The sequence below is a fragment of the Lactiplantibacillus sp. ME-2 genome (assembly GCF_022549155.1).
In the GTDB taxonomy this organism is placed as follows: Bacteria; Bacillota; Bacilli; order Lactobacillales; family Lactobacillaceae; genus Lactiplantibacillus; species Lactiplantibacillus plantarum.
In genome coordinates, this window is the sequence record NZ_JAKZEQ010000009.1 from 72,390 (window position 1) to 92,909 (window position 20,520).

Annotated in this window: 17 protein-coding genes; 8 read left to right on the forward strand and 9 right to left on the reverse strand. The window is 44.2% G+C overall.

The annotated features are described in order from the left end of the window. Positions 1–6 precede the first annotated feature (6 nt). The 5 genes from MMY95_RS05120 (at position 7) to MMY95_RS05140 (ending at position 4,977) form a co-directional block, all read left to right on the forward strand. The gene (locus MMY95_RS05120; RefSeq protein WP_011100958.1) at positions 7–381 is read left to right on the forward strand and encodes a glycine cleavage system protein H; all 375 of its coding nucleotides are present in this window, start codon (positions 7–9) and stop codon (positions 379–381) included. A gap of 404 nt (positions 382–785) precedes the next feature. Continuing rightward, on the forward strand, positions 786–1,424 hold the full coding sequence (locus MMY95_RS05125; RefSeq protein ID WP_003641877.1) for a LysM domain-containing protein: 639 nt from the start codon (positions 786–788) through the stop codon (positions 1,422–1,424). A 1,051-nt stretch (positions 1,425–2,475) separates the two neighbouring features. Continuing rightward, entirely contained in the window at positions 2,476–3,279 is an 804-nt protein-coding gene (locus tag MMY95_RS05130) for a LysM peptidoglycan-binding domain-containing protein (protein WP_003641876.1), read from the forward strand. A 121-nt stretch (positions 3,280–3,400) separates the two neighbouring features. Beyond that, positions 3,401–4,120: a CPBP family intramembrane glutamic endopeptidase gene (locus tag MMY95_RS05135; RefSeq protein ID WP_003646412.1), complete on the forward strand. Its 720-nt coding sequence runs from the start codon at positions 3,401–3,403 to the stop codon at positions 4,118–4,120. Positions 4,121–4,215: 95 nt separating this feature from the next. Next, positions 4,216–4,977, forward strand: coding sequence for a CPBP family intramembrane glutamic endopeptidase (locus tag MMY95_RS05140; protein ID WP_087509691.1), 762 nt, complete (start codon positions 4,216–4,218; stop codon positions 4,975–4,977). A gap of 128 nt (positions 4,978–5,105) precedes the next feature. On the opposite strand, the gene MMY95_RS05145 is transcribed toward MMY95_RS05140, so the two are convergent. From MMY95_RS05145 to MMY95_RS05165, 5 genes are all read right to left on the reverse strand, one after another. Continuing rightward, positions 5,106–5,765, reverse strand: coding sequence for an ABC transporter ATP-binding protein (locus MMY95_RS05145; protein WP_003641873.1), 660 nt, complete (start codon positions 5,763–5,765; stop codon positions 5,106–5,108). Between the two features lie 11 nt (positions 5,766–5,776). After that, on the reverse strand, positions 5,777–7,255 hold the full coding sequence (locus tag MMY95_RS05150; RefSeq protein WP_003643721.1) for an ABC transporter permease: 1,479 nt from the start codon (positions 7,253–7,255) through the stop codon (positions 5,777–5,779). Positions 7,256–7,577: 322 nt separating this feature from the next. Beyond that, positions 7,578–9,635: a hypothetical protein gene (locus MMY95_RS05155; RefSeq protein WP_087509688.1), complete on the reverse strand. Its 2,058-nt coding sequence runs from the start codon at positions 9,633–9,635 to the stop codon at positions 7,578–7,580. 240 nt (positions 9,636–9,875) lie between these two features. Then, positions 9,876–10,439 carry a DNA-3-methyladenine glycosylase I gene (locus tag MMY95_RS05160; RefSeq protein WP_087509685.1) on the reverse strand — a complete coding sequence of 188 codons (564 nt, stop codon included), beginning with the start codon at positions 10,437–10,439 and terminating at the stop codon, positions 9,876–9,878. Between the two features lie 179 nt (positions 10,440–10,618). After that, the gene (locus MMY95_RS05165) at positions 10,619–14,572 is read right to left on the reverse strand and encodes an MMPL family transporter (protein WP_087509682.1); all 3,954 of its coding nucleotides are present in this window, start codon (positions 14,570–14,572) and stop codon (positions 10,619–10,621) included. A 213-nt stretch (positions 14,573–14,785) separates the two neighbouring features. On the opposite strand from MMY95_RS05165, the gene MMY95_RS05170 reads away from it, so the two are divergent. After that, positions 14,786–15,325 (forward strand): TetR-like C-terminal domain-containing protein, encoded by a 540-nt coding sequence (locus MMY95_RS05170; protein WP_015379717.1) that lies wholly within the window; start codon positions 14,786–14,788, stop codon positions 15,323–15,325. A 255-nt stretch (positions 15,326–15,580) separates the two neighbouring features. On the opposite strand, the gene MMY95_RS05175 is transcribed toward MMY95_RS05170, so the two are convergent. The 3 genes from MMY95_RS05175 to MMY95_RS05185 form a co-directional block, all read right to left on the reverse strand. Further along, positions 15,581–16,273, reverse strand: a complete 693-nt coding sequence (locus MMY95_RS05175) for a GTP pyrophosphokinase (protein WP_003641867.1) — start codon at positions 16,271–16,273, stop codon at positions 15,581–15,583. A 44-nt stretch (positions 16,274–16,317) separates the two neighbouring features. Next, on the reverse strand, positions 16,318–16,623 hold the full coding sequence (locus MMY95_RS05180; RefSeq protein WP_202861236.1) for a hypothetical protein: 306 nt from the start codon (positions 16,621–16,623) through the stop codon (positions 16,318–16,320). 146 nt (positions 16,624–16,769) lie between these two features. Beyond that, positions 16,770–18,164 carry an FAD-linked oxidase C-terminal domain-containing protein gene (locus tag MMY95_RS05185; RefSeq protein ID WP_087509679.1) on the reverse strand — a complete coding sequence of 465 codons (1,395 nt, stop codon included), beginning with the start codon at positions 18,162–18,164 and terminating at the stop codon, positions 16,770–16,772. A gap of 272 nt (positions 18,165–18,436) precedes the next feature. On the opposite strand from MMY95_RS05185, the gene MMY95_RS05190 reads away from it, so the two are divergent. Further along, on the forward strand, positions 18,437–19,468 hold the full coding sequence (locus MMY95_RS05190) for an LCP family protein (RefSeq protein ID WP_003643716.1): 1,032 nt from the start codon (positions 18,437–18,439) through the stop codon (positions 19,466–19,468). Between the two features lie 154 nt (positions 19,469–19,622). On the opposite strand, the gene MMY95_RS05195 is transcribed toward MMY95_RS05190, so the two are convergent. Next, entirely contained in the window at positions 19,623–19,877 is a 255-nt protein-coding gene (locus MMY95_RS05195; RefSeq protein WP_003641863.1) for a hypothetical protein, read from the reverse strand. A 228-nt stretch (positions 19,878–20,105) separates the two neighbouring features. Between MMY95_RS05195 and MMY95_RS05200 the strand changes: the two genes are divergently transcribed. Next, positions 20,106–20,417, forward strand: a complete 312-nt coding sequence (locus tag MMY95_RS05200; protein ID WP_087509674.1) for a hypothetical protein — start codon at positions 20,106–20,108, stop codon at positions 20,415–20,417. Positions 20,418–20,520: the final 103 nt, after the last annotated feature.

The window sequence follows — 20,520 nt, forward strand, 5'->3', positions numbered from 1 at the left end:
GAAATGATGGCAAAACAAGAATCTGCTTGGAAACAAATGATCCATTTCTATCGTCATGATTACGAAGAGCAACATGCTCCGATGTTATACGGCGACGTTTGGCTGAAGACCAAATCACATGACCGGCTTCTACTGGGGTTAAGTGACCAAGGACAACACAATCTGGGTGTCGTTCATCAACTCGATTTACCAACTAAGGGCCAGCACCTCGTGGCAGGTGATCCGCTCGTCACGATTACGGACGATCAAGGGGCGCATCTGGTGTCAACACCCTTTAGTGGCACCGTTCAGAAGCTTAACAAAGACCTACAAGCGGCACCCCAATCGCTCATTAACAATAAACAAACCGACAACTGGCTGGTCCAATTAAAGGCCGACTAATTTCGAGTTACCAAAAGTAAGTTGGCTGACATTCAAACAAACGCTTACATTTCCACTAAAAGAACTCGTAAATTGGCTTAACTAAGCTTAGTCACGACATCAGCGGTTGCCAGTCCCAGTGATATCACGCTTCGAACTTTAATCACAACATTTGGTTATGTTAACCAACAGATACCGTCTTCATTTGTAAACAGCCTTGATTGACCCGCTCAGAAACAATTGCGCCGCGCGTTATATTACAAAAGATTACAAAACACGCCGTTTATTACAAGAATTAGGGTAATTCGTAAAACTCCTGCTATTTTCCTGTCACAATCGCCAGTTATACTAGGTACCATTGAGTGCTTGGAAGATTCGCGGGGCCAAGCCAAATTCGGACTAAAAAATAGGAGTGTACATTACAAATGAAGATTAAGAATGCTTTATTATCAACTGCTGCCGCTACTGCTAGTCTCTTTGCCATTGGTGCTACCGCTCAAGCTGCTACGGTAACTGTTAAAGCCGGTGACACGGTTTCTGCCATTGCTGCTGATCATAACACGACGATTGATGCGATCCAACAAGCTAACCACTTAAAAGACGTTAACTTGATCTTAGTTGGTCAACAACTTGAAGTAAATGGTGATAGCACTACCACGACTTCAACTTCAACACAGACGACTCAACAAACGACCACGACACAATCATCAGCTCAGACTAGTCAAACTCAAGCTCAACCGAGCCAAGCTAGTCAGACCCAATCAAGTCAAACACAAACTAGCAAACCTGCTGCTCAGACGACTCAAACGTCTAGTTCAACCTCAAACTATAGCAACAATGGTTCTGATAGTGCTGCTAAGGCTTGGATTGCTGGTAAAGAATCTGGTGGTTCATATTCTGCTCGTAACGGTCAATACATCGGTAAGTACCAATTAAGTGCTTCATACTTAAACGGTGACTACTCCGCTGCCAACCAAGAACGTGTTGCTAACAGTTATGTTGCTTCACGTTATGGTTCATGGAGCAACGCCAAGAGTCATTGGCTTGCTAATGGCTGGTACTAAAAAGCCACTTTAAATTAATAAATAAATGCAAAGATTGCGGATCATTTCTGATTCGCAATCTTTTTTTCTACTATTAAATCCGTGCTGAAGCACGTGTGTCCCCCACCAATACCCATTATAAAGTTACTCAGTTGCTAAGTGACTTTATAATGGGCCTTAGAGCATGCTGACAACCCGTTATTTAGATATACGATATGCTTATTCTAGCAACCGCTTTAAGACGGACACGATCCAGACCTGCTAGTTGTCTCCCCCAATCGACGACCCACTCTCCCAACCAAAATACCACATGTTTTTATTTAACAATTCACCAACCTTAACGGAGAAAATCCAACTAATTTCCTGACTAAGTACAGTCCCGAACCCCCGACAGTTTGACGACTAGTCCACAACGACAACCACATACCATTCAGCTATGGCGTAATACTAACCTAGTAACGTTTTAGTAGCGATCGTCATGGGCTACTTTTGGCATAAACCTACTATAGTAATACTTAATTAATCGACGCCTTCGTTAACCGACCACAAGTGACTACACGATGCGCAACTTCTATCAATTATCTGCTTTACCGAAAAATAATTAGTCAGTGCCACGTCTCCAAGCAATAAAATGACTAGTTAAGTGTCACTATAATCCGACTTCCCGACAAATTAACCCGTCAAAATTCACTAGTTAAGTGCTTAAAATTATCGATAATCCTCGTTGACTTTTCATAAATCGACCAAAAGTGATCACTTTTATCGGATAAAGCGGCTAATTTTCATCATTAGTTTCCCCACTTAATCATTGTCGTTATTGATTTTCCAGCTAGTTAATCGGGATTGGTAGCGCTATTTTACATGAAATCCGGCTCAAATATTACAATTCATTACAAAAACGGCCTTATATTACAAGCAACCCCTAAAAACGTAATGTTCTGATTATTGCACTGCAACACTCACTAGTTATACTAGTCACTGTTGATTGGTTGAGACATCAACTGCTCGACCAATAGAAAATATATGTAAATAATCGAACACACGCAAATTATAGGAGAGTGTATTAATTATTATGAAGATCAAAAACCTTGTATTATCATCAACTGCTGCATTAGCTTTATTCGCTATCTCAACAACGGTTGCCAACGCTGATACTTATACTGTTAAGGCCGGCGATACTGTTTCAGCAATTGCCCAAGCTCACAACACTTCAGTTTCAGCCATTGAAAAGGCAAACAAGTTAGCTAATGTTAACTTAATCTTCATTGGTGATAAGCTTGAAGTCAATGGTACTACTACTACAACCACGACTTCTGCTGCTACAAGTGCTGCACCACAATCAGCAACTAGCCAAGCTACTTCTTCAGCTGCTTCAACTGCAACGAGTGCCAGTGCTACTAGTGCTTCTTCACAATCAGTTGCTAGCCAAGCTACTAGTTCTGCTGCTACTTCTTCAGCTGCTAGCCAAGCTACTTCAAGCGTTGCAACGAGTGCTGCTTCTTCAGCAAGCTCAACGCAATCAGCTGCTAGCCAAGCTTCAAGTTCTGCTGCAACCACTAGTCAAGCTTCATCAAGTGCTACTAGCTCAGCTGCATCATCAACAGCTTCAACAACCTCAACGACTTCAAGCTACACTGGTAGTAACTTAAAGAGCTACGTATTAAGCCAAATGCAATCACGGACTGGCGTTTCAGCTTCAACTTGGAACACGATCATCACGCGTGAATCAAACTGGAACTCAACGGTCAAGAACAGTACTTCTGGTGCCTATGGTTTATTCCAAAACATGCACATCAGCAGTGGCTCTGTTGAAGACCAAGTTAACGCTGCCGTTAGCTTATACAACGCACAAGGCATGGCTGCTTGGGCTTTATAAAATAACTGATTACTAACGAACAGCGTAATGACATTAATTGTCGTTACGCTGTTTTTTTATGCTCAGATTCATTTAAAAGGCGTATGCTTAGTAGCGAGAATACGAGGAAGGATCTGAGGAGATGCGCCACGAAACCAAATTAGTCATCACACTATGGGGTGGCATGTTAGGCAGTATGTTGTTGATTGGCCTGATTTTCCAGCTACCACGCTTAACCCAACTCCCATCCTCATTAACAACTGGGGTCGAAGAGCTGTTCTTTTTAGCAATTGCACTCATATTAAATCGTGACTGGCTACGGCAAACCTTAAAATTCGGGGTATCGGCAACTTGGCGTCGGCAAATCCGGCCCATCATTCCAACCTTAATCGTAGCCGCACTAATTGGATTATATACGTTAGCAACCGCCCAACAACTGACAAACACCCTGACCCTGTTATTCGTTGCCATATTGATCAGCCTGTTCGAAGAGACCTTTTTTCGCGGAATGTTGTTTCAGGCCAGCCAGTCAACATTGGGTGTAGGTAGAGCTGCAGTCTTCACTAGTATCCTCTTCAGTTTGACCCATCTAATCAATCTTGGTCACCAAACACTTAGTTTAACCCTATTGCAATTGGGCTTTACGTTCGTACTGGGGCTACTATTATGTTTAATCACGGCACAGACAACATCGCTACTATGGCCATTGTTGATTCACACCGTCAATGACTTCTTTAGCATGATGGAACCTCCAATCAATTTGCCCGGTATAACGACGACTAGTTTTCAAATCATCGAAATCGCGGTCATTATCCTATTAATACTGCCGATTCTACGCCAAAATCACCAGTGGCTGTCATAATGACCACCGGCAACTAATCGATCCGTAATTAATATAACCAACACCTTCAATGTGACCTATACTAAAGTTAGCATTAACTTCTGGAGGGGATTTCGATGTCATCAACCAAACGCGGCTGGGGAGCCGCTATTAGTATTTTCATTTTAGTACCAATTCTTTTTAAATTAATTGCCTGGCTACCAGTACCAACTTTATACAGTGGGCTGGTCCAAGACTTGCTTGTATTACTTATTTTCCTGCTATTAAATCATTTTTGGTTTAAAATATCGATTCAGTGGTGGCAATCGCAATCACTCGTACGACAATGCTTGCAGCTCATCCCGGGAATTATTATTTTATTACTACCAATGACGAGCAACTTCATCAAGCTATGTCATCTTGCTTGGACCCCAACGTTAATTCTCTATATTGGCTACGCCCTAGTTATCGGGATCACTGAGGAATATATCTATCGGGGCATGCTCCTGCCACTACTACGACAATGCTTCCCTCACCGACTCATGCTAGCCATTTGTATCGACAGTTTACTATTTGGTCTTACCCACCTACTCATTAACAGCAGCCAGCTGACCCTCAGCTACGTCATCCCACAAGTCTTTTATGCTGCAGCGGGTGGCCTGATTTTTTGCGGCCTTTATCTACGAACCAATAACTTAGTCTGGCCGATTTTCTTGCACGCCTTATCGGACGTATCCGTCGTCGTTAGTTTGGCCACGCATACCCACACTGCGGCCAAGTTGAGTATTCCGGTTGCTTACGCGATTGGCATCTCGGGGCTCTATCTCGTCTTGTTTATCATCATCGCCTTTATCGTTCGCTGGCAAGTTCGCCCTCAAAAACGATTGTTGTCTCGTTAGCAATTCACAGTAATCAAAAAATGAGTCCCCAGAATCAAATCATTCTGAGAACTCATTTTTAGTGACTTATCTTGACAAAAATGCGATTGTACGCGTCAACTCACGTCTGATTCAATCGTAAGATCACCCTAGGTTTCCGCCACAAATTTGTGCTTTTCTAATCGGTAGGAGTGGTCACAAACGTCCGCAACATCCGGTTCATGCGTGACAATAATGACGCACTTCTTTTGTTCATGCGCAATTTTTTGAAATTGGTCAATCACATATTTCGTATTTTCTTCATCCAAATTACCGGTTGGTTCATCCGCAACCACTAGTTTAGCATCGCACACCATGGTCCGTGCAATCGCCACCCGTTGCTGCTGACCACCAGATAAGCGTTGAACATTCTTCTTCATCTGATCATCTGTAATACCTAACCGTCGTAACATCTTCATCGCATAATCCTTGTCACCACGGTGTTCCGAGTTCGTAATTGCCATGGCAGTCATCAGATTATTCAATGGTGACATATACGTCAACAAATTATATGATTGAAAAACGATTGCCACTTTGGACTTCCGATAGTTCGTCAGACCAATCTTATTGATTGGTTCACCATTGAGTTCAATTTGCCCAGCCCGCGGTTTATCTAGACCCGCCAGCAGTGAGAGGAAGGTCGTCTTACCGGAACCACTTTGACCAACAATGGCATACGAAGTCCCCGACTTAAATTCAAGGTTTACATTCTCAAATAGACTATTTTCTTGGCGGTCATACCAGTAACCAAGATCATTTACTTTTAACATTGCCGCCCCTCCTAATCAATTAAAACTTTCTTCGGCTGTAGTCGTAGTATGCCACCAGAAGCCAGCATAATCGACAGGAACATGATGGCTAAGCCAAAGCCGCCGAGTTCAACTAAATCCATTACCGTGACATTAATATCTAAGTTCGTGTCGGTCGTGGCACTGGCATTACCAGTCTGACCGCCACCACTAGGCATATTGCCGCTTGGCTTGCTACCACCAGTGTTACCACTAGGGGCGCCGCCACCGCCACCAGGCTGACCCTGCTGACTAGTTGAACTCGTCGTAGTCGTTGCAGTCGTCGTTTGTTGTGAAACTAACTGGTCACCCAGCTTATTACCAACAAACTTACCACCGAATCCGGCTAAGACAACTGAGACGATCAAGACCATCACCATTTCAGCAAAGAATTGAGCGACAATCTTCCAACGGCTCTCACCTAATGATAACAAGACACCAATTTCATAGCGGCGTTCACGAATCATCAAGATAACGATTAAAGCTAAGATAATCGTTCCAGCAATCGCAACGAGCCAGACAATCTTATCCGCAAATGATTTAACGTTATTCATCGAACTCTTAACCGTTTGGTAACTGCTATCATCCGTTGACAACGAATACTTCGACGTATTGATCAACTGTTTACCAGACGTTTTGACGCTGCTAACTTTAGCGGGGTCTGAGATTGCAAAAGTCACAGAATCAGCTGTGTTCTTGTACTTAGAACCCTTGACCGTGTTAGCGAACGTGTATGACGTGTAAACACTGTTGCTGACATCGGTACTACCAGGACCTTGTTGCGTACTTGCACTAGATGACGCTTTATAGATCCCAACGATCTTCATCGTGTAAGTCTTCTTATCACCGGTCGTTGCTTTTAACTTAATCGTATCACCGACGCTCAGGCTATCTTCCTTAGCCAATTCACTTTCGATGACAACGTTGTTAGTGCCTTCATCACTAGCTGTAATACCGCGGCCCTTCGTAATTTTACTTGAGCTACTTTCAAAGGTTGAGACGCTGTTCGTATTAGTGACCCCAGTAATCGAGATATCACCAGTACCACTGCTACTTGAGCCACCCATACCTTTCATCCCACCACCGGTACTACTACCTGATGTTGAAATCGTATCAAAGCCCTTCGCATTAGCGGAAGTTGAGACGGTCGCATTGTAACTTGAAACGTTGCTAAGCTTGGCGATTTTCTTTGCATCACTCAGTTTAACGGGCGATGTCGTCAACTTAGGCCGACTACTTTTACTCGTCGACGTGGCGCTGCGCATCTTCTTAAAAGCCGCCTCCCGGTTAGCAGATAAAGTGACGGTCGCCCCGACACTTTTCTTGGCATTACTAGTTGCCGTATCGGCAGCATTCCTAATCAATAACCCGGCCAATACAAACAGCATGATTGCTGATGTAACAAGCACTAATAGAATTGAACGGCCTTTTTTTGCCGTTAGATTGAGCCATGCGCGTTTAAAAAAATTCACGCTTAAACCCTCCTTCAGATAAAGTATTGGTATGACAATTGCTTTGCACTGCTTTTAACCTACACGGGAAATCTGACTAATTTGTGAACTTGCTGGGTTTATTTATGGGTCTGAAACCGAAGATTTTTCAATTTGCTAGCTAAGCCCCTGAAAGGCTGGTTGTGCTTGCTACTACTAGCATTGCACCGTATCGGAGGCCCGTTTAAATGCGTTAGTCAGCACTTTCGCTGAACGCCAAATAGTCGCGACAAGAATTAACAATTAATTCTTGTCGCGACTACTGAACTTATTGATTAAATGAGTTACTTACACAATCGTAAACTCACGCTTCCGGTACGGTACTTAAGTGCCACGTGATCGTACCCTGATAACTTCCAGGAACAGCGGCGGGCGTTGTTTTGAGCACCAAACCTTGTTGCGATGACCAGTGGGCGGTCACGTCATAGTCGATCCCCGGGGCCGTCTTTTGGCGCGCGATTTCCACGGCATCCTTTCCCAACATTGTCAGCTTGGCCCCATCCTGATAATACAAGTTTCCCGCTAGTGTGCGGCCCTGATTAGTCACGAGAGGGGTCGCGGTCGCCTCTAAGCGCCAAGCGGCTTTCGAGCCCGTATCATCATTGACAACTACTTCAAGTCCCTCGGGCCGACTGACTTGAGCCGTTCCCGTCAACTTGATTGGTGCAAACACACTTTCAGTACTGACTTTTTTCAGCTGTAACTCCCCACCAATGACCGTGACCGTTACTGTCACTGGTTCTGAGTAGGCGTTATCTTTGCTATGAGCCCGTAACGTAATCTGATTTTCACCGATTTGTAGTTCTTCGGCATCCACTTCAAATTCGACATAACCAACCGGATCGTCCATGCTCAACTGATAGTCTTCTCCCGCTTCACCATTGACCCGGTACTCGATACGCATGCCATCATTGTCAAAGTCTAACCCATCATTTAGCTTAATTTGGCCCTTAATGATGACGGGCTCGCCTTTCTTCACTTGTGTCAACGGTTCAATCGTCAGGTTAACGGTCTTATTGGTCGTAATGGTGAAGTGCGGTGTGGCCGTTGCGGTCTTCATCTCGTGACCCTCAAAGTAACTCATGTCATCATCAACAAAAGTATCCCGATCGACCTTGGCAGCCTCACCAATCAGCGTAATATAAGCGTGCGGATTTTTCATTGATAGTGTCCGCTGCAAATCGTGTTGTAAGCGGGCCACCGACGATTCGTTATCGTCCGCTGGTAAATTGATCTCTTCCTCGGTACCATCCGCATAGCGGATCTTCGCGTGACTAAAGTGAACTTGTTCGGGTAATGGTAGGCTGGCCTTAACCTGTTGCCATTCATTGTCACCATTGAGATAGCTCAGAACGTACTCATATTCCAACTCATCCCCACCATGAACCCAGTCTCCTTCATGGACAGTTCGCTCTTGAGTCAGATTGGTTACGTTTAAATCTGACTCGATTTCAATCGGTTGTGGCAACCGGTCAAAGACGACCAGTGTTCTGGCATTAGCGGTTGTCGCCGTACTAGTTAATCCCCAAGTAACATTCCGGATATCCTTTCCAAAGACTGTTGTATCAATTGTGGTCATTCGTGTTGGTCCCTGATCCAGGGTATAACTCATGATTTGTTTACTGGCGACCCACTTCAATACAAGATGGTGCCAGTTACCGTCCGCGAGTGGTAATTTATCAGCGATACTCCCATGGTTCTGTTCAAAACGATAAGAGGACGTTAAACCACCCCGTTGCGTATAAGTATCCGGACTTGCAGGGTAGCTCGCGGCCATATGCATTTTTTTAGGCTTTTCATCGAAAGAATTCCCCCGGGGATACAATCCCCAAAAACCACCGTCATTCACTTTGGTATCCAGCTCCAACGCCCAACTTTTTTGAATCGCCGTCTTAGCAATCGTGGCCGGCGCCGTTCGCCGTGTATAGGTATCCGTCCCATAAACACCCAAGTTCTCACCAATAATGCTTTTCTTTCCATACCGACTAATCGCACTCATTTTGCGGGGATCATTCTGTAAAACAACGGCCAGTCCTTCACTCACGGCTTTGTCCCCAAAGTTCACCCACATTGAGACTTGGTTATCGACCCGCATGTTAAAGCGATTAACAGGGGTCGACCACATTGCCCCAACTTGATTATCGTCATTTGTTAATTCGATAACATGCTGCGAATGGCCATTCTTTAAAACAGTCTGCATTGTGGCCGAATTACGGTCAAACTTTCCCGATTCAAATAAGCCTTCCAGATTCAGTCCAGCGGGTGCCGTATCAAGTACGTCAGCCTTACTAACTAACGGTATCACTGCCCCTAAACAGACAAACAGTCCTAACAAGAGTCCCCAAAACCTTACTTCTTTCACCTAACGTCGCTCCCATCACTTGCCTTCCGCAGCTATTCTTACGCCGTATCTTAGCAAATTAAGCGACATCATGTCAATTATTTTTATGGTTATAATAAGTATTTATTTATACATAAAATTTAAGCAATCGCACTTATATCAAAACATATTGATTTTAATAAAAACCAGCGCCTGACAGTTGTCATCGCGCTGGTTTTAAATTGACGGCTCACTTACTCACCGCGCCAGGAATTAAGCGCGTTAGGCCGGTAAATTTTCTGGAGCAAATGGGCAGTCCACCACATGATCATTAATGAGACCAGTCGCTTGAAGATAAGAATAACTGGTTGTCGGTCCGACAAACTTGAAGCCGCGGCGTTTCATCTCTTTAGACACTTGTTGCGCCAAGTCGTTTGTTGCTGGAACCTCATCGATTGACGCCCACGCCTGGCGTATGGGCTGGTTATCAACAAACGCCCATAACCAAGTGGCAAAGTCTTCCCCGGCCGGCCAATCTCGAATCACACGAGCATTGTTGATCGTTGCCATTAACTTCTGACGATGCCGAATAATTCGAGCATCGGTTAGTAGTCGCTCAACATCGGCAGTCGTCATAGCGGCCACCTGGTCAACATCGTAATCCGCAAAATCTTCATTAAAAGCCGCCCGCTTATTCAGGACGGTCTGCCAGCTCAGTCCTGCTTGATAAGTCTCCAAGCACAACAGTTCAAAAAGTCGTTGCTGATTATGTTGCGGCCGCCCCCATTCGTTGTCATGATACGCTTGCATTGCTGGTGATGAATCCGCCCATGCACATCGTTGCATTAAAAACATCTCCTTATCGCCACTATCCAATCCGGCTATCTCATACTCGCCGCATACTCTTAGACTAAAACTAACACTGTTTTTAAAATCTAAGTGCAGCCCCTAAAAAAAGCGCCGTCCAACTTGAATCGTTAGACGGCGCCAGTTGGTTACACTTATTATCGCATAACTGACTTATTTTATTGACGATTTCGTTTCGTCTGCTTTTCAGCAGTGGTTTCGTCTTCCATACGATCCGTCAACGGATAAGTTAAGCGAATCAAACTTGGAATAATCGTTGGGATGGCGAATACCAGAATAATCAACCCGATAATCACAACCATCGCCACTTGAATCAACGTCAAGACACCGGATGGCATCAAGGCGGCGAACGTCCCACTCAAGATCAAGGCAGCGGATAAGACCACGGCCCCAATGACGGCGGAAGCTCTGACAATTCGAGTACTTGGTGTCGCAGCCGAATTATCAAATTCACGATACTTCATCATCAAGAAGATACTGTAGTCGACCCCAAGCGCAATCAACATGATGAACCCGAAGAACGGTGTGTTCCAAGTTAACATGCTTTGACCCAAGAACCAGTTGCTCAAGATCCGTGTAATACTCAAGGACATAATGTAAGCCAATAACAAAGTCCCTAAGATGTAGAACGGTTGTAAGACAGAACGCGTGATAACCATCAAGGCAATCAGGATTCCGACTAACATAATTGCAGCGGTCCGAACGAAGTCACTAGAAGCAATTGCTTGGGTATCGTTCGTTTCAGACGTTTGACCACCAATCGCAATGGTGGCACCATCTAACGCAGTTCCCTTCAAGCTGTTCGTTGCTTGCTTTTGAATTGCCGTTACTTTATCCATCGCTGACTTCGAACTTGGATTTTCATTCAAGACGATTGTTAACTTCGTTGCGTGGTTGTTACCAGACATGTAAGCCTTCAAAGCAGACTTGTAAGTCTTACCCTTCAAAGTGCTCTTTGGCACGTAATACGTCTTCGCAGCCGCGGAATCCTTTAAGCCAGTCAAGTAGCTGTTAGCTGAGCCAACACCAGTGTTGATCGTCTTAGTTCCGTCGCTGGCAGTCTTCAAACCATCTTGGAGCGTCTGCATCTGACCTACTAAGCTTTGGATACTGGTGTACATTTGTTCATTACCAGAGGCCACTTGCGAGGCACCACTGTTAAGCTTGTTGACACCACTTACTAAGGTAGGTACTTGCGAGTTTAAGCTTGCAGTCCCACTGGCTAATTGTGAAGCACCACTATTTAACGTTGAAGAGTTGGCAGCTAATTGGTTAGTCCCAGAATCAAGCGCACTGATGGCACTCGTTAGCGTTGGAATTTGCCCTTGTAAGCTTGTCAAACCAGTTGACACTTGTGATGCACCGCTATTGACTTTAGTTGCACCAGTCGCAGCTGTTGAGACACCATTGGTATACGTATTTAATTGTGATGCTAAGGAACTTGCGCCACTCTGAAGCTGGTTTAAACCAGTAGTAATTTGTTGAGATCCATCTACCAATCCATTGGTACCATTTAAACCAGATTGAATCTGTTGCATCCCACTAATCGCAGATTGTAGCTTTGAGATAGCCTCCAAAGAACCATTATTGGCTTCAATTGATTTTGTAGCTAATTGTTTCAAGTTAGATAGCTGCTTCAATTCACTACTCAATGTCGAAAGTTGTTTCAAGTCAGCAGTTAAGGCAGTACCTGTCTCACTCATTGTTGCTAAATCTGCTTTCAGCCGCTGTGCGCTTGTCTGAGTTGAACTAATACTTGATGACATTGAGGAGCTTGCACTATCAACCTTTTGAGTAATTTGTTTCCCGACGACAGTTAACGCAGCGGTTAATGCAGCAGTCTGTTGAGTAGTTAACGCAGTTCCACCGTTCTTATTAACGGCATTTACCACCGTCTGAATGTCAGCTTCACTTAAACTAACATTTCCATTACTTGAGGCCACTTTTTCCAAATTAGTTAGCGCCGTTTGTAAATTACTTGCATCGTTTTGAACAACTGTACTATTCTTTTCCAACGTTGTAGCGGTTGTTGTTATTCCACTAACATCAGGAAGTGAGCTAGGATCGTAAGAAAGAAGCGGGGTCATAGCCTCATTTAATTCCTTCAGACCCTTTTGTAATGCAATTAATTTTTGTGTATTAGCAGTACTTGTCGCATCTGAAACACTAGAGTTAACACTGGTCTGCATTTTTTGAAGACCGGCTGTTAGTGCAGTTGCACCAGTTTGCAATTGTGAAACTCCAGAAGTTAAAGTTCCAGTTCCACTAGAGATTTTGGTTTTGTACCCATTCAGGGTATCTAACCCAGAACTCAAAGTACTCGTCCCACTAAACAGACTATTGGCACCTGTAGTCAACTGATTAACTCCACTAGCCAACGTTCCAGTCTTACTGTTCAACTGGTTCAAACCATTATTGACCGTGTAGACACCATTAGTATAAGTAACTAATCCACTCGCTAACGAGCTCGAACCACTTGCCAACTGACTAGCCCCACTTGAAAGGGTTCCAGTCTTACCATTTAAAGTATTGAGTCCTGATGAAACTTCATCCGCCCCATCCGCCAACTTCTTGGCCGACTTCGCGCTATCCGACATATTGGCACTCTTCAATTTACTATTGGCGCTATCTAACCCACTACCAATCTTAGTTAGCCCTTTGCTAGCAGTCTTCATTCCACTAGTGACGGTGCCTAATTGGTTGCCAACGTATAATTGATCGATTTGTGAGCCACCGGGTTGGGTGACAGACGCCACGGTTTTAACACCCTTAACTTTTTGTAACTGTTTCGTTAAGCTGTCGATGACTTTTAGATCTTTTTCATTGTTTAAGGCATGATCCGTCTTGATATATAACGTTGACGGTTCAGCCGTCCCTTTGGAGAAGTGATCCTGAACAACTTGGAAGCCCTTCTTCGCTGGAATCGTGTCGTTTAATTCAGCCAACGTATCATAGTTCAACTCATTGTTATACGTTAAGATAAATGGCAATGAAACCCCTAAAACAACGACCAGGGCGATGATTGGGTAACGAACTGATGACGCTGCAATGCCGTGCCACATCTTGCTCGTACTACCACCAGCAAACTTCTTCGTTGGCCAGAATAACCGTGGTCCTAATAACGCCATGAAGAATGGGTTCAACGTTAACAAGACGAGCAATAGGATAGCAACCGCAATGGCAACCCCAACCGCTGACTTGTAAATTGAGAAGTTCGCTAACCCGAGGGCACTAAACCCAATCAATAGTGACGATCCACTGTATAGGATCGTTCGTCCGGCAATCTTTAACGCGCGCCCAGTCGCGGCGACCGGACTATCGCCATGACTGAGTTCTTCTTTGAATTGATCGAACAGTAGAATATTGTAGTCGGTCCCAATCCCGAACAAGACCACGACCATAAAGACTTGGGTAAAGTTCGACAATGGAAAGTTAAATTTATTAACGAGGTTCATCACAACGCTCAGCGAGATAATGAACGACACCCCAACTGACAACAGTGAAACTAACGGCGTAATCGGCGAACGGAAGACTAACGTTAACACGATGAAAATGAAAATAACGGTAATAATTTCAGTCTTCTGAATCCCTGCTTCCGTTTCCTGAGTGAAGTCATCATTTAAGATGTCACTCCCCGTCACGTACGTCTTAACCCCAGCCGTTTTAGCACCGGCCGTAATATTCTTGGTCATGTTCGCGACGGTCTGGTTCTTACCAACCATTAATTGTAGTAATTGGGTGGATTTGTCTTTTGAAATCAATTGCTTTTTGGCAGCAGCATTATCACTGGCAGCCGTCATTGATTTCACGTGATATTTTGATTTTTGCACTTTGAAGCGTTGAATCGTCCCATCGATTGCTTGCTTCTGGTCACTCGTTAACGGTGAATCACCATTATTGAAGACCACCACCACTTGGCGCGTATTATTTTGATTACGCCCCCAATGATTCTGAATGACTTGTGCGACTTGACTCTTAGCACTACTTGGCAACTTGGTCTGGCCCTTATCACGTACCAGACTGCTGATATTTGGCAGGAAGATGATGGCCGCTACCATCACAACTAGCCAAACAATCGCTTGGATTGTAAAACGTCTACGGCTCCCTTTCACGTTATATCCCTTCCCTAATTCAGATTCTTAAAACGACATCGTGACATTTAATCAACAATGTGTTTAAATAATAACAACATGTTAAATGAAAACCGGTGTAATTTCAACCAACAATTTTCATAAAATCGTCATTAAATAAACAAACAATAGTATATTGTTCAAATAATGAGGTGAACTTCAGTGGTAGGTACTAAAAACAACCGTCGTTCGCAAATGACCGAACGCCTAATTCAAGATAGTCTAATCAACTTACTCCAACATCAGTCGCTAGATGAGATTACGGTCACTGCTGTCTGCAAGGCCGCAGATATCAACCGGGGCACCTTTTACGCCCATTATGAAGACGTCAAAGATTGCATGCAGAAGATGGAACAAGATGCCACGGAAGAACTGCTAGCTGTTATTGATAAACATCTTAATCCCGACTCTTTACAAGCCATTCTGACGGGAATTTTTGAGGTGGTTAAGAAACGCCACGCCGTTACTTCCTTCATCTTAACAACCGACCAGGATTTTCTGATGAGCTTTATCGCAACAACTAAGCGTGAGATCTTAGCACATAACCAAGCTGAGATCACTGGTATTGGCAATCGCGAAAAAGAGTACATGTTTGAGTATTATCTCAATGGTATCGTTGGTGTTGTCCGTTATTGGTTAAAAACAGGACTACATGAATCACCGGAAGAACTGGCCAGTTTTATCAACGACTGGTGGTACCGAGGAAAACCAGTCAAAAATTTGGCTGAACACTGAATTTAACCCCACTATTCGATTGTTAGTTTAATTAATCTAGCTATTCCCATTAAATTAATTATTATCAATATGCCTTGGAAATTATCTTGCATATTAAAAGTAACATGAACCCTTTAATTGCAAAAGCAATCTAACTTCTTAATTACTTTCTTCTATATAGGATACCAGTCATGTGCATGGATGGACTTGATTCGCGTCAAGAAAACCCCAAAATGCCCGATTATTAGCAATTACCTGCTAATAATCGGGCATTTTTTAGACTTCTTTTGGGGGCGTCTTAGGTTCATACATCCGTTGCTTGATATCGTCCATTTCCTGATCCAGCTCCGTAATTAACTGCGCCTTCTTAGTCAATGACGCTCGCAATGCGTCCTGATGCGGAACGTTCTTCTTATAATTTAATTCATGCTCCAACGACGCCCAAAAGTTCATGGCAATCGTCCGTACTTGTAGTTCGACCTCAATGATGCTCGGCCCATCAACAGTGTAGACCGGCACCCCGAGGATTAAATGCAAACTCTGATAGCCATTAGCTTTAGGATGATGAATATAATCCTTCACTCGTAATACTTTAATGTCAGCCTGAGTCGCCAATAAATTCTCGACTGTCTTGACATCGCTTAGGAAACGAACAATCAACCGGATACCCGCAATATCATGCAAATTATTAAACACCGCATTTAACGTTAACGGTAAATGCTTACGTTGCATCTTACCAACAATGCTCTCAGGCGACTTGATCCGGGACTGCTTGCTATCAATTAACGCGTAGCCGTAACGAAGCTCATACTCTCGACTAATATAATCTAACTTATCTAAAACGAGCTTCATCGCAACTTCATAACGTAACGAATAAGCTTTCAACTGATCAACAGCTTGCAAAAGTTCCGGGGGTGCTGGCAAAAGCTGATCATTATCTGCACTTGCTTGGGAATTTGTTGTGCTCAATCAATATCGCTCCAATATAAGACTCTATTCTCTCTCAATCTACCTTAACGGATCGTGATGGTCCACTCACGCGCAATTTGGTCATACGCAATTTGGTGCGCATCTTCACCAACTTGGTAAGCTAAGTGTCCGTCAACATCTGCAAAATCACTAGGAATCAGGCCGCGGCCCTCTAACACGTTCAGGTGACCAACGACCATGCGATCGGCCAAGAAATTCTCAAATCGCTGCCAGAAACTTTGAAAACTGGCGAAGTCATGCACATCAAAAATCTCGTTGCGGAGTACTTCGGCATCAAATTCAATTCGGATTCGCGCACTCTTAGATATCACTTGGGGCCTCCTTCGCATCGGTTAATCCACACTGCACATTCTTAGTGACTCATTAACCAACAACTCATTTTTGGGACTATCTCAATAATAAGACACGATGACCAAGTTACGCAATATCTGACCAACAACTGCTATCAAAACTTAAGCGCTTTGTAATCGTTGGGTTAATTGATTTTACGTTTCGGGTTCAAAATATTCATCGGGTCAAAGAGTGCTTTGATCTGATGTTGCAACATATCAACATCTTCGCCTAATTCGGCATTGTTCCATTGGTTTTTCAACATTCCGACTGCGTGTTCACCCGAAATCGTCCCACCAAGTGCTAGCGTCTTCTTAAACATTTCTTGTAGCGCAATAATAATTTTTTCAGGCACTTCGGTTACCGACGTTGGCCACACTAAGGTCGGGTGCACATTGCCATCGCCAGCATGTCCAGCCGTATAGATTTCGACGTCTAACCGCTTGGATAGTTCTTGAATATAGTCCATTAATGGGGCTAATTGCGATAATGGCACGGCCATATCTTCCATAATATGATTCTGACCAGCAAAAACTGCCGGCAGCATGTCGCGCCGTAATTGTTCTAGCGCTGCCTGTTCCTTAGGCTCGGTCGTAATTTTAACATCGTTGGCTTGCTGTTCGGCCAGTATCTTCTTAACGACTGCCATGCTATCCTGACCACCATTATCAAGCTTAAAAATCAACATCGCCGCACTATTCTTAGCATAGTGCGTCTTCTCGTATCGATCGAGTGCCGCAACCGTATTGCCATCCAATGCCTCTAGCATCGTTGGATAAACACCGGAGATTCGAATCGCCGTGACTGCTTTAGCCAAGGCCGTCATATTATCGAAAAAGGCGACGCCCATCACGGGGGTCCCTAGCGGAATCGGCAACAGTTTAACGATTACTTCGGTAATGATTCCTAACGTGCCTTCCGAACCAATCATCAATTGCGTTAAATCATAACCAAAGGCCTGCTTTAGCGTCCGACCGCCTAACTTAACTTCGCGACCATCGGCTAAAACGACCTTAACGCCTAAGACATTGTCCTTAGTAGCCCCATACTTGACCGTACTCATCCCGCCAGCGTTTGTCGCCACATTACCGCCAATCCCAGAGATGGGCTTAGAACCAGGGTCCGGCGCGTAGAACATACCCTGCTTGCGTGCTTCTTTATCCAGATCACCGTTAACGACGCCGGGTTCAACCACGGCGATGGAATCAGCCTTGCTAATTTCGATGATTCGGTTCATCTTGGCGGTTGAAAGAATCAGACTGTCCGTTAACCCGTCCGCACCGATAACAGTGCTCGTTGTTTGGTCTTGGGGAATCACTGCGATGTGGTATTTACGGGCCGTTTTCAACGTTCCTTGAATGTCCTTGGTCGTATGTGCTTCAACATAGGCTAAGGCAAGGCCACTATCGTCATCGGTCAACCGCGGACTGAAAGAGTATTTTTTCAGCGTCTCCTCCTCAGTGAAGACCTGCCCGTCAGTGACTTGCGTTGCTAAATAATCTAAAACTTCTTGGTTAGAAAATGCGCGAAAGACTGTCAAATTACCAAACCTCACTTCATATATTTAAGTTCACTGTCAGTATAAGCCAAGAATCCGTTTTCTGCCGTAATACTGTCCGTAAGTGACCGCTCCTAATTTGCTCAGTTTCCAATCTAATTCTTTTAGGTGGTATCTATTTTTTAAATTAAGTACACTCAAAATAAGTATTTTCCGGGATCGTACTGACCGGGTATGCTAGAAACAGTGATTTCAAGACAAAGACGTTATCCGGGGAACCATCTTAACGCCTTTAATTAAGGGAGGATTTGAACATGCGGCATTCAGCATCTTCAAAATTACGGCCAGTGTTAATTGCGGTCGGCATCATTATCGTTATCGCATTCGTGGCGATTGGCTTAATTATTCGCCAGGCACAGGCGCGCTACCAGTCGACGATCTATACGGGAAACAGCAGTACTAAAATCGATACGACTAAGCCACTCAGCATCTTACTACTAGGTGTTGACACCGGGGCAGACGGTCGTATTGATAAGGGAAATTCTGACACCATTATGGTCGTTACGATCAATCCGCAGACCAAGAAAACGCTCATTACCAGCATTCCACGCGATTCATTAGCAGAAATGGTCGGTGATCAGGACACAAATGTTCAAAAACTCAATGCCGCTTACAATATTGGTGGCTCCAAGATGGCCAAGGCTAGTGTTAGCAAGCTATTCAACGTGCCTATCGATTACTATGCAACTATCAATATGGGCGGTCTCAAACAAATCGTGGATGCCGTTGGAGGCGTGACGATCACTAGTCCACTCAACGTTTCATTCGACCACATCACAGTAACCAAGGGCAAACACCATCTCAATGGTAAACAGGCGCTATCTTATACACGGATGCGTTATCAGGACCCCCGGGGCGACTACGGCCGTCAATTACGGCAACAACAAGTCATGCGGGCGGTTCTCGCCAAACTCGCCGAGACTAAGACCTATAGTCGCTACAATCAATTACTCACTTCACTGAAGGGTAATTTACAAACTGACCTTAGCTTTAACGACCTTGTTGGGTTAGCGACGCATGATCGTGCCAATATGAAACACATCCAGTCGACTCAAGTCATTGGCTCACCCGCTTGGATTAATACGAGTTCCTATCAGATTTTAAGTACGAAGACCTTGCAACAAACGTCGGACCGCCTTCGGACCCAACTGGGGCTCAGTACTGAGACCCTTACCAATATGGAAACCAAGCTAAATGCCAAGAATACCGTGTATGACGGCAAAACCAATCTCAATTATGACACCCAAGGTTTAGATAAAATCACTTACAGTGATAATACCAAGTGATCTTTTAATGATAATCAGGCGTGCCACTGAAGCATTATAGCCTTCAGTGGCGCGCCTGATTTAGTCCTAGCCTAGTTAAAATTGATTGCTGCCATTAGTATTATTGGTTGCTGATTGCCTAAAGTATCACAGTTACTGCTTGTCTGTCACCGTCTTAGTGCACCCAGCCAGCAAGTTGCGTCACCAGTCCCCCGGTATCGTCGTTGAACTCATATTTGATATTCCCCCGGTCAGCAACGGCCTGGTGCTTGTTCACCTGTAAATCACTCACCCGAACCGTTAATTCTAAAGGCTTAAAGTTTTGTACTGAGCGAATCCAGACATAGTCGGCCAGTCGTTGTACTTGCACGAAGAAATACCGTTCCGTTGTCGTTGTTAAATCAATCTGTTTTAAAATTCCCGTTTCCATTCGTGCTGCACCCCCTCATTATTTTCACCACTTAATATACGTGCTGAAACGCGTTCCAGGTCAAAGGACGACACTTAATTATTTTTAATTGCAAGTTTAAATATTACATTTTAATAACAGTAAGTGAAAAAGCTAGTCAATTTAGTCAAACGGTTGTACTATAATTGATGATAAGGTTATTTAAGTCAACGATAACTTGTTAAAGCCATCCAAAGGAGCAATCTCATCATGAGCCAGCCCAACAGCCTGCATTCGCACGCGTATTGCTACTACATTGAACTGACTGGTTCCGAACGGCCTGATTTACTCACCACACTAACTATTAGTGAGCAAGAATTGGGCGATTGGGAACCGGTTCAAGCAGCTAAGTTACCAACTTGGCGCTTATGGACTGACGCTAATGCTGACACAATTCGCTACACGGTTGCTCACGTCATTGCCCGTAGCGCTTTACCGCAAAACGCTTATTGGCTATTGCAGTACAAGGGTACTGACCATGGTCATCCCCGAATGTTGCACCCGCAATTTCATACCCGTTAATAAAAGGCGAACCCGGCGACGATTACAAGTCACTAGGTCCGCTTTAATGTAAGCACCCAATAACAGACCGGCAAAATTAATTGAGCCATCACCTCGAATTTTG

Excerpts from the sequence above, each read along its gene's own strand:
- MMY95_RS05200 (WP_087509674.1), top strand. The coding sequence starts at position 20,106 with ATGAGCCAGCCCAACAGCCTGCATTCGCACGCGTATTGCTACTACATT.
- MMY95_RS05170 (WP_015379717.1), top strand. The coding sequence starts at position 14,786 with ATGACCGAACGCCTAATTCAAGATAGTCTAATCAACTTACTCCAACAT.
- MMY95_RS05135 (WP_003646412.1), top strand. The coding sequence starts at position 3,401 with ATGCGCCACGAAACCAAATTAGTCATCACACTATGGGGTGGCATGTTA.
- MMY95_RS05190 (WP_003643716.1), top strand. The coding sequence starts at position 18,437 with ATGCGGCATTCAGCATCTTCAAAATTACGGCCAGTGTTAATTGCGGTC.
- MMY95_RS05180 (WP_202861236.1), bottom strand. The coding sequence starts at position 16,623 with ATGCGAAGGAGGCCCCAAGTGATATCTAAGAGTGCGCGAATCCGAATT.
- MMY95_RS05145 (WP_003641873.1), bottom strand. The coding sequence starts at position 5,765 with ATGTTAAAAGTAAATGATCTTGGTTACTGGTATGACCGCCAAGAAAAT.
- MMY95_RS05160 (WP_087509685.1), bottom strand. The coding sequence starts at position 10,439 with ATGCAACGATGTGCATGGGCGGATTCATCACCAGCAATGCAAGCGTAT.
- MMY95_RS05195 (WP_003641863.1), bottom strand. The coding sequence starts at position 19,877 with ATGGAAACGGGAATTTTAAAACAGATTGATTTAACAACGACAACGGAA.
- MMY95_RS05130 (WP_003641876.1), top strand. The coding sequence starts at position 2,476 with ATGAAGATCAAAAACCTTGTATTATCATCAACTGCTGCATTAGCTTTA.
- MMY95_RS05125 (WP_003641877.1), top strand. The coding sequence starts at position 786 with ATGAAGATTAAGAATGCTTTATTATCAACTGCTGCCGCTACTGCTAGT.
- MMY95_RS05140 (WP_087509691.1), top strand. The coding sequence starts at position 4,216 with ATGTCATCAACCAAACGCGGCTGGGGAGCCGCTATTAGTATTTTCATT.
- MMY95_RS05120 (WP_011100958.1), top strand. The coding sequence starts at position 7 with ATGGCAAAACAAGAATCTGCTTGGAAACAAATGATCCATTTCTATCGT.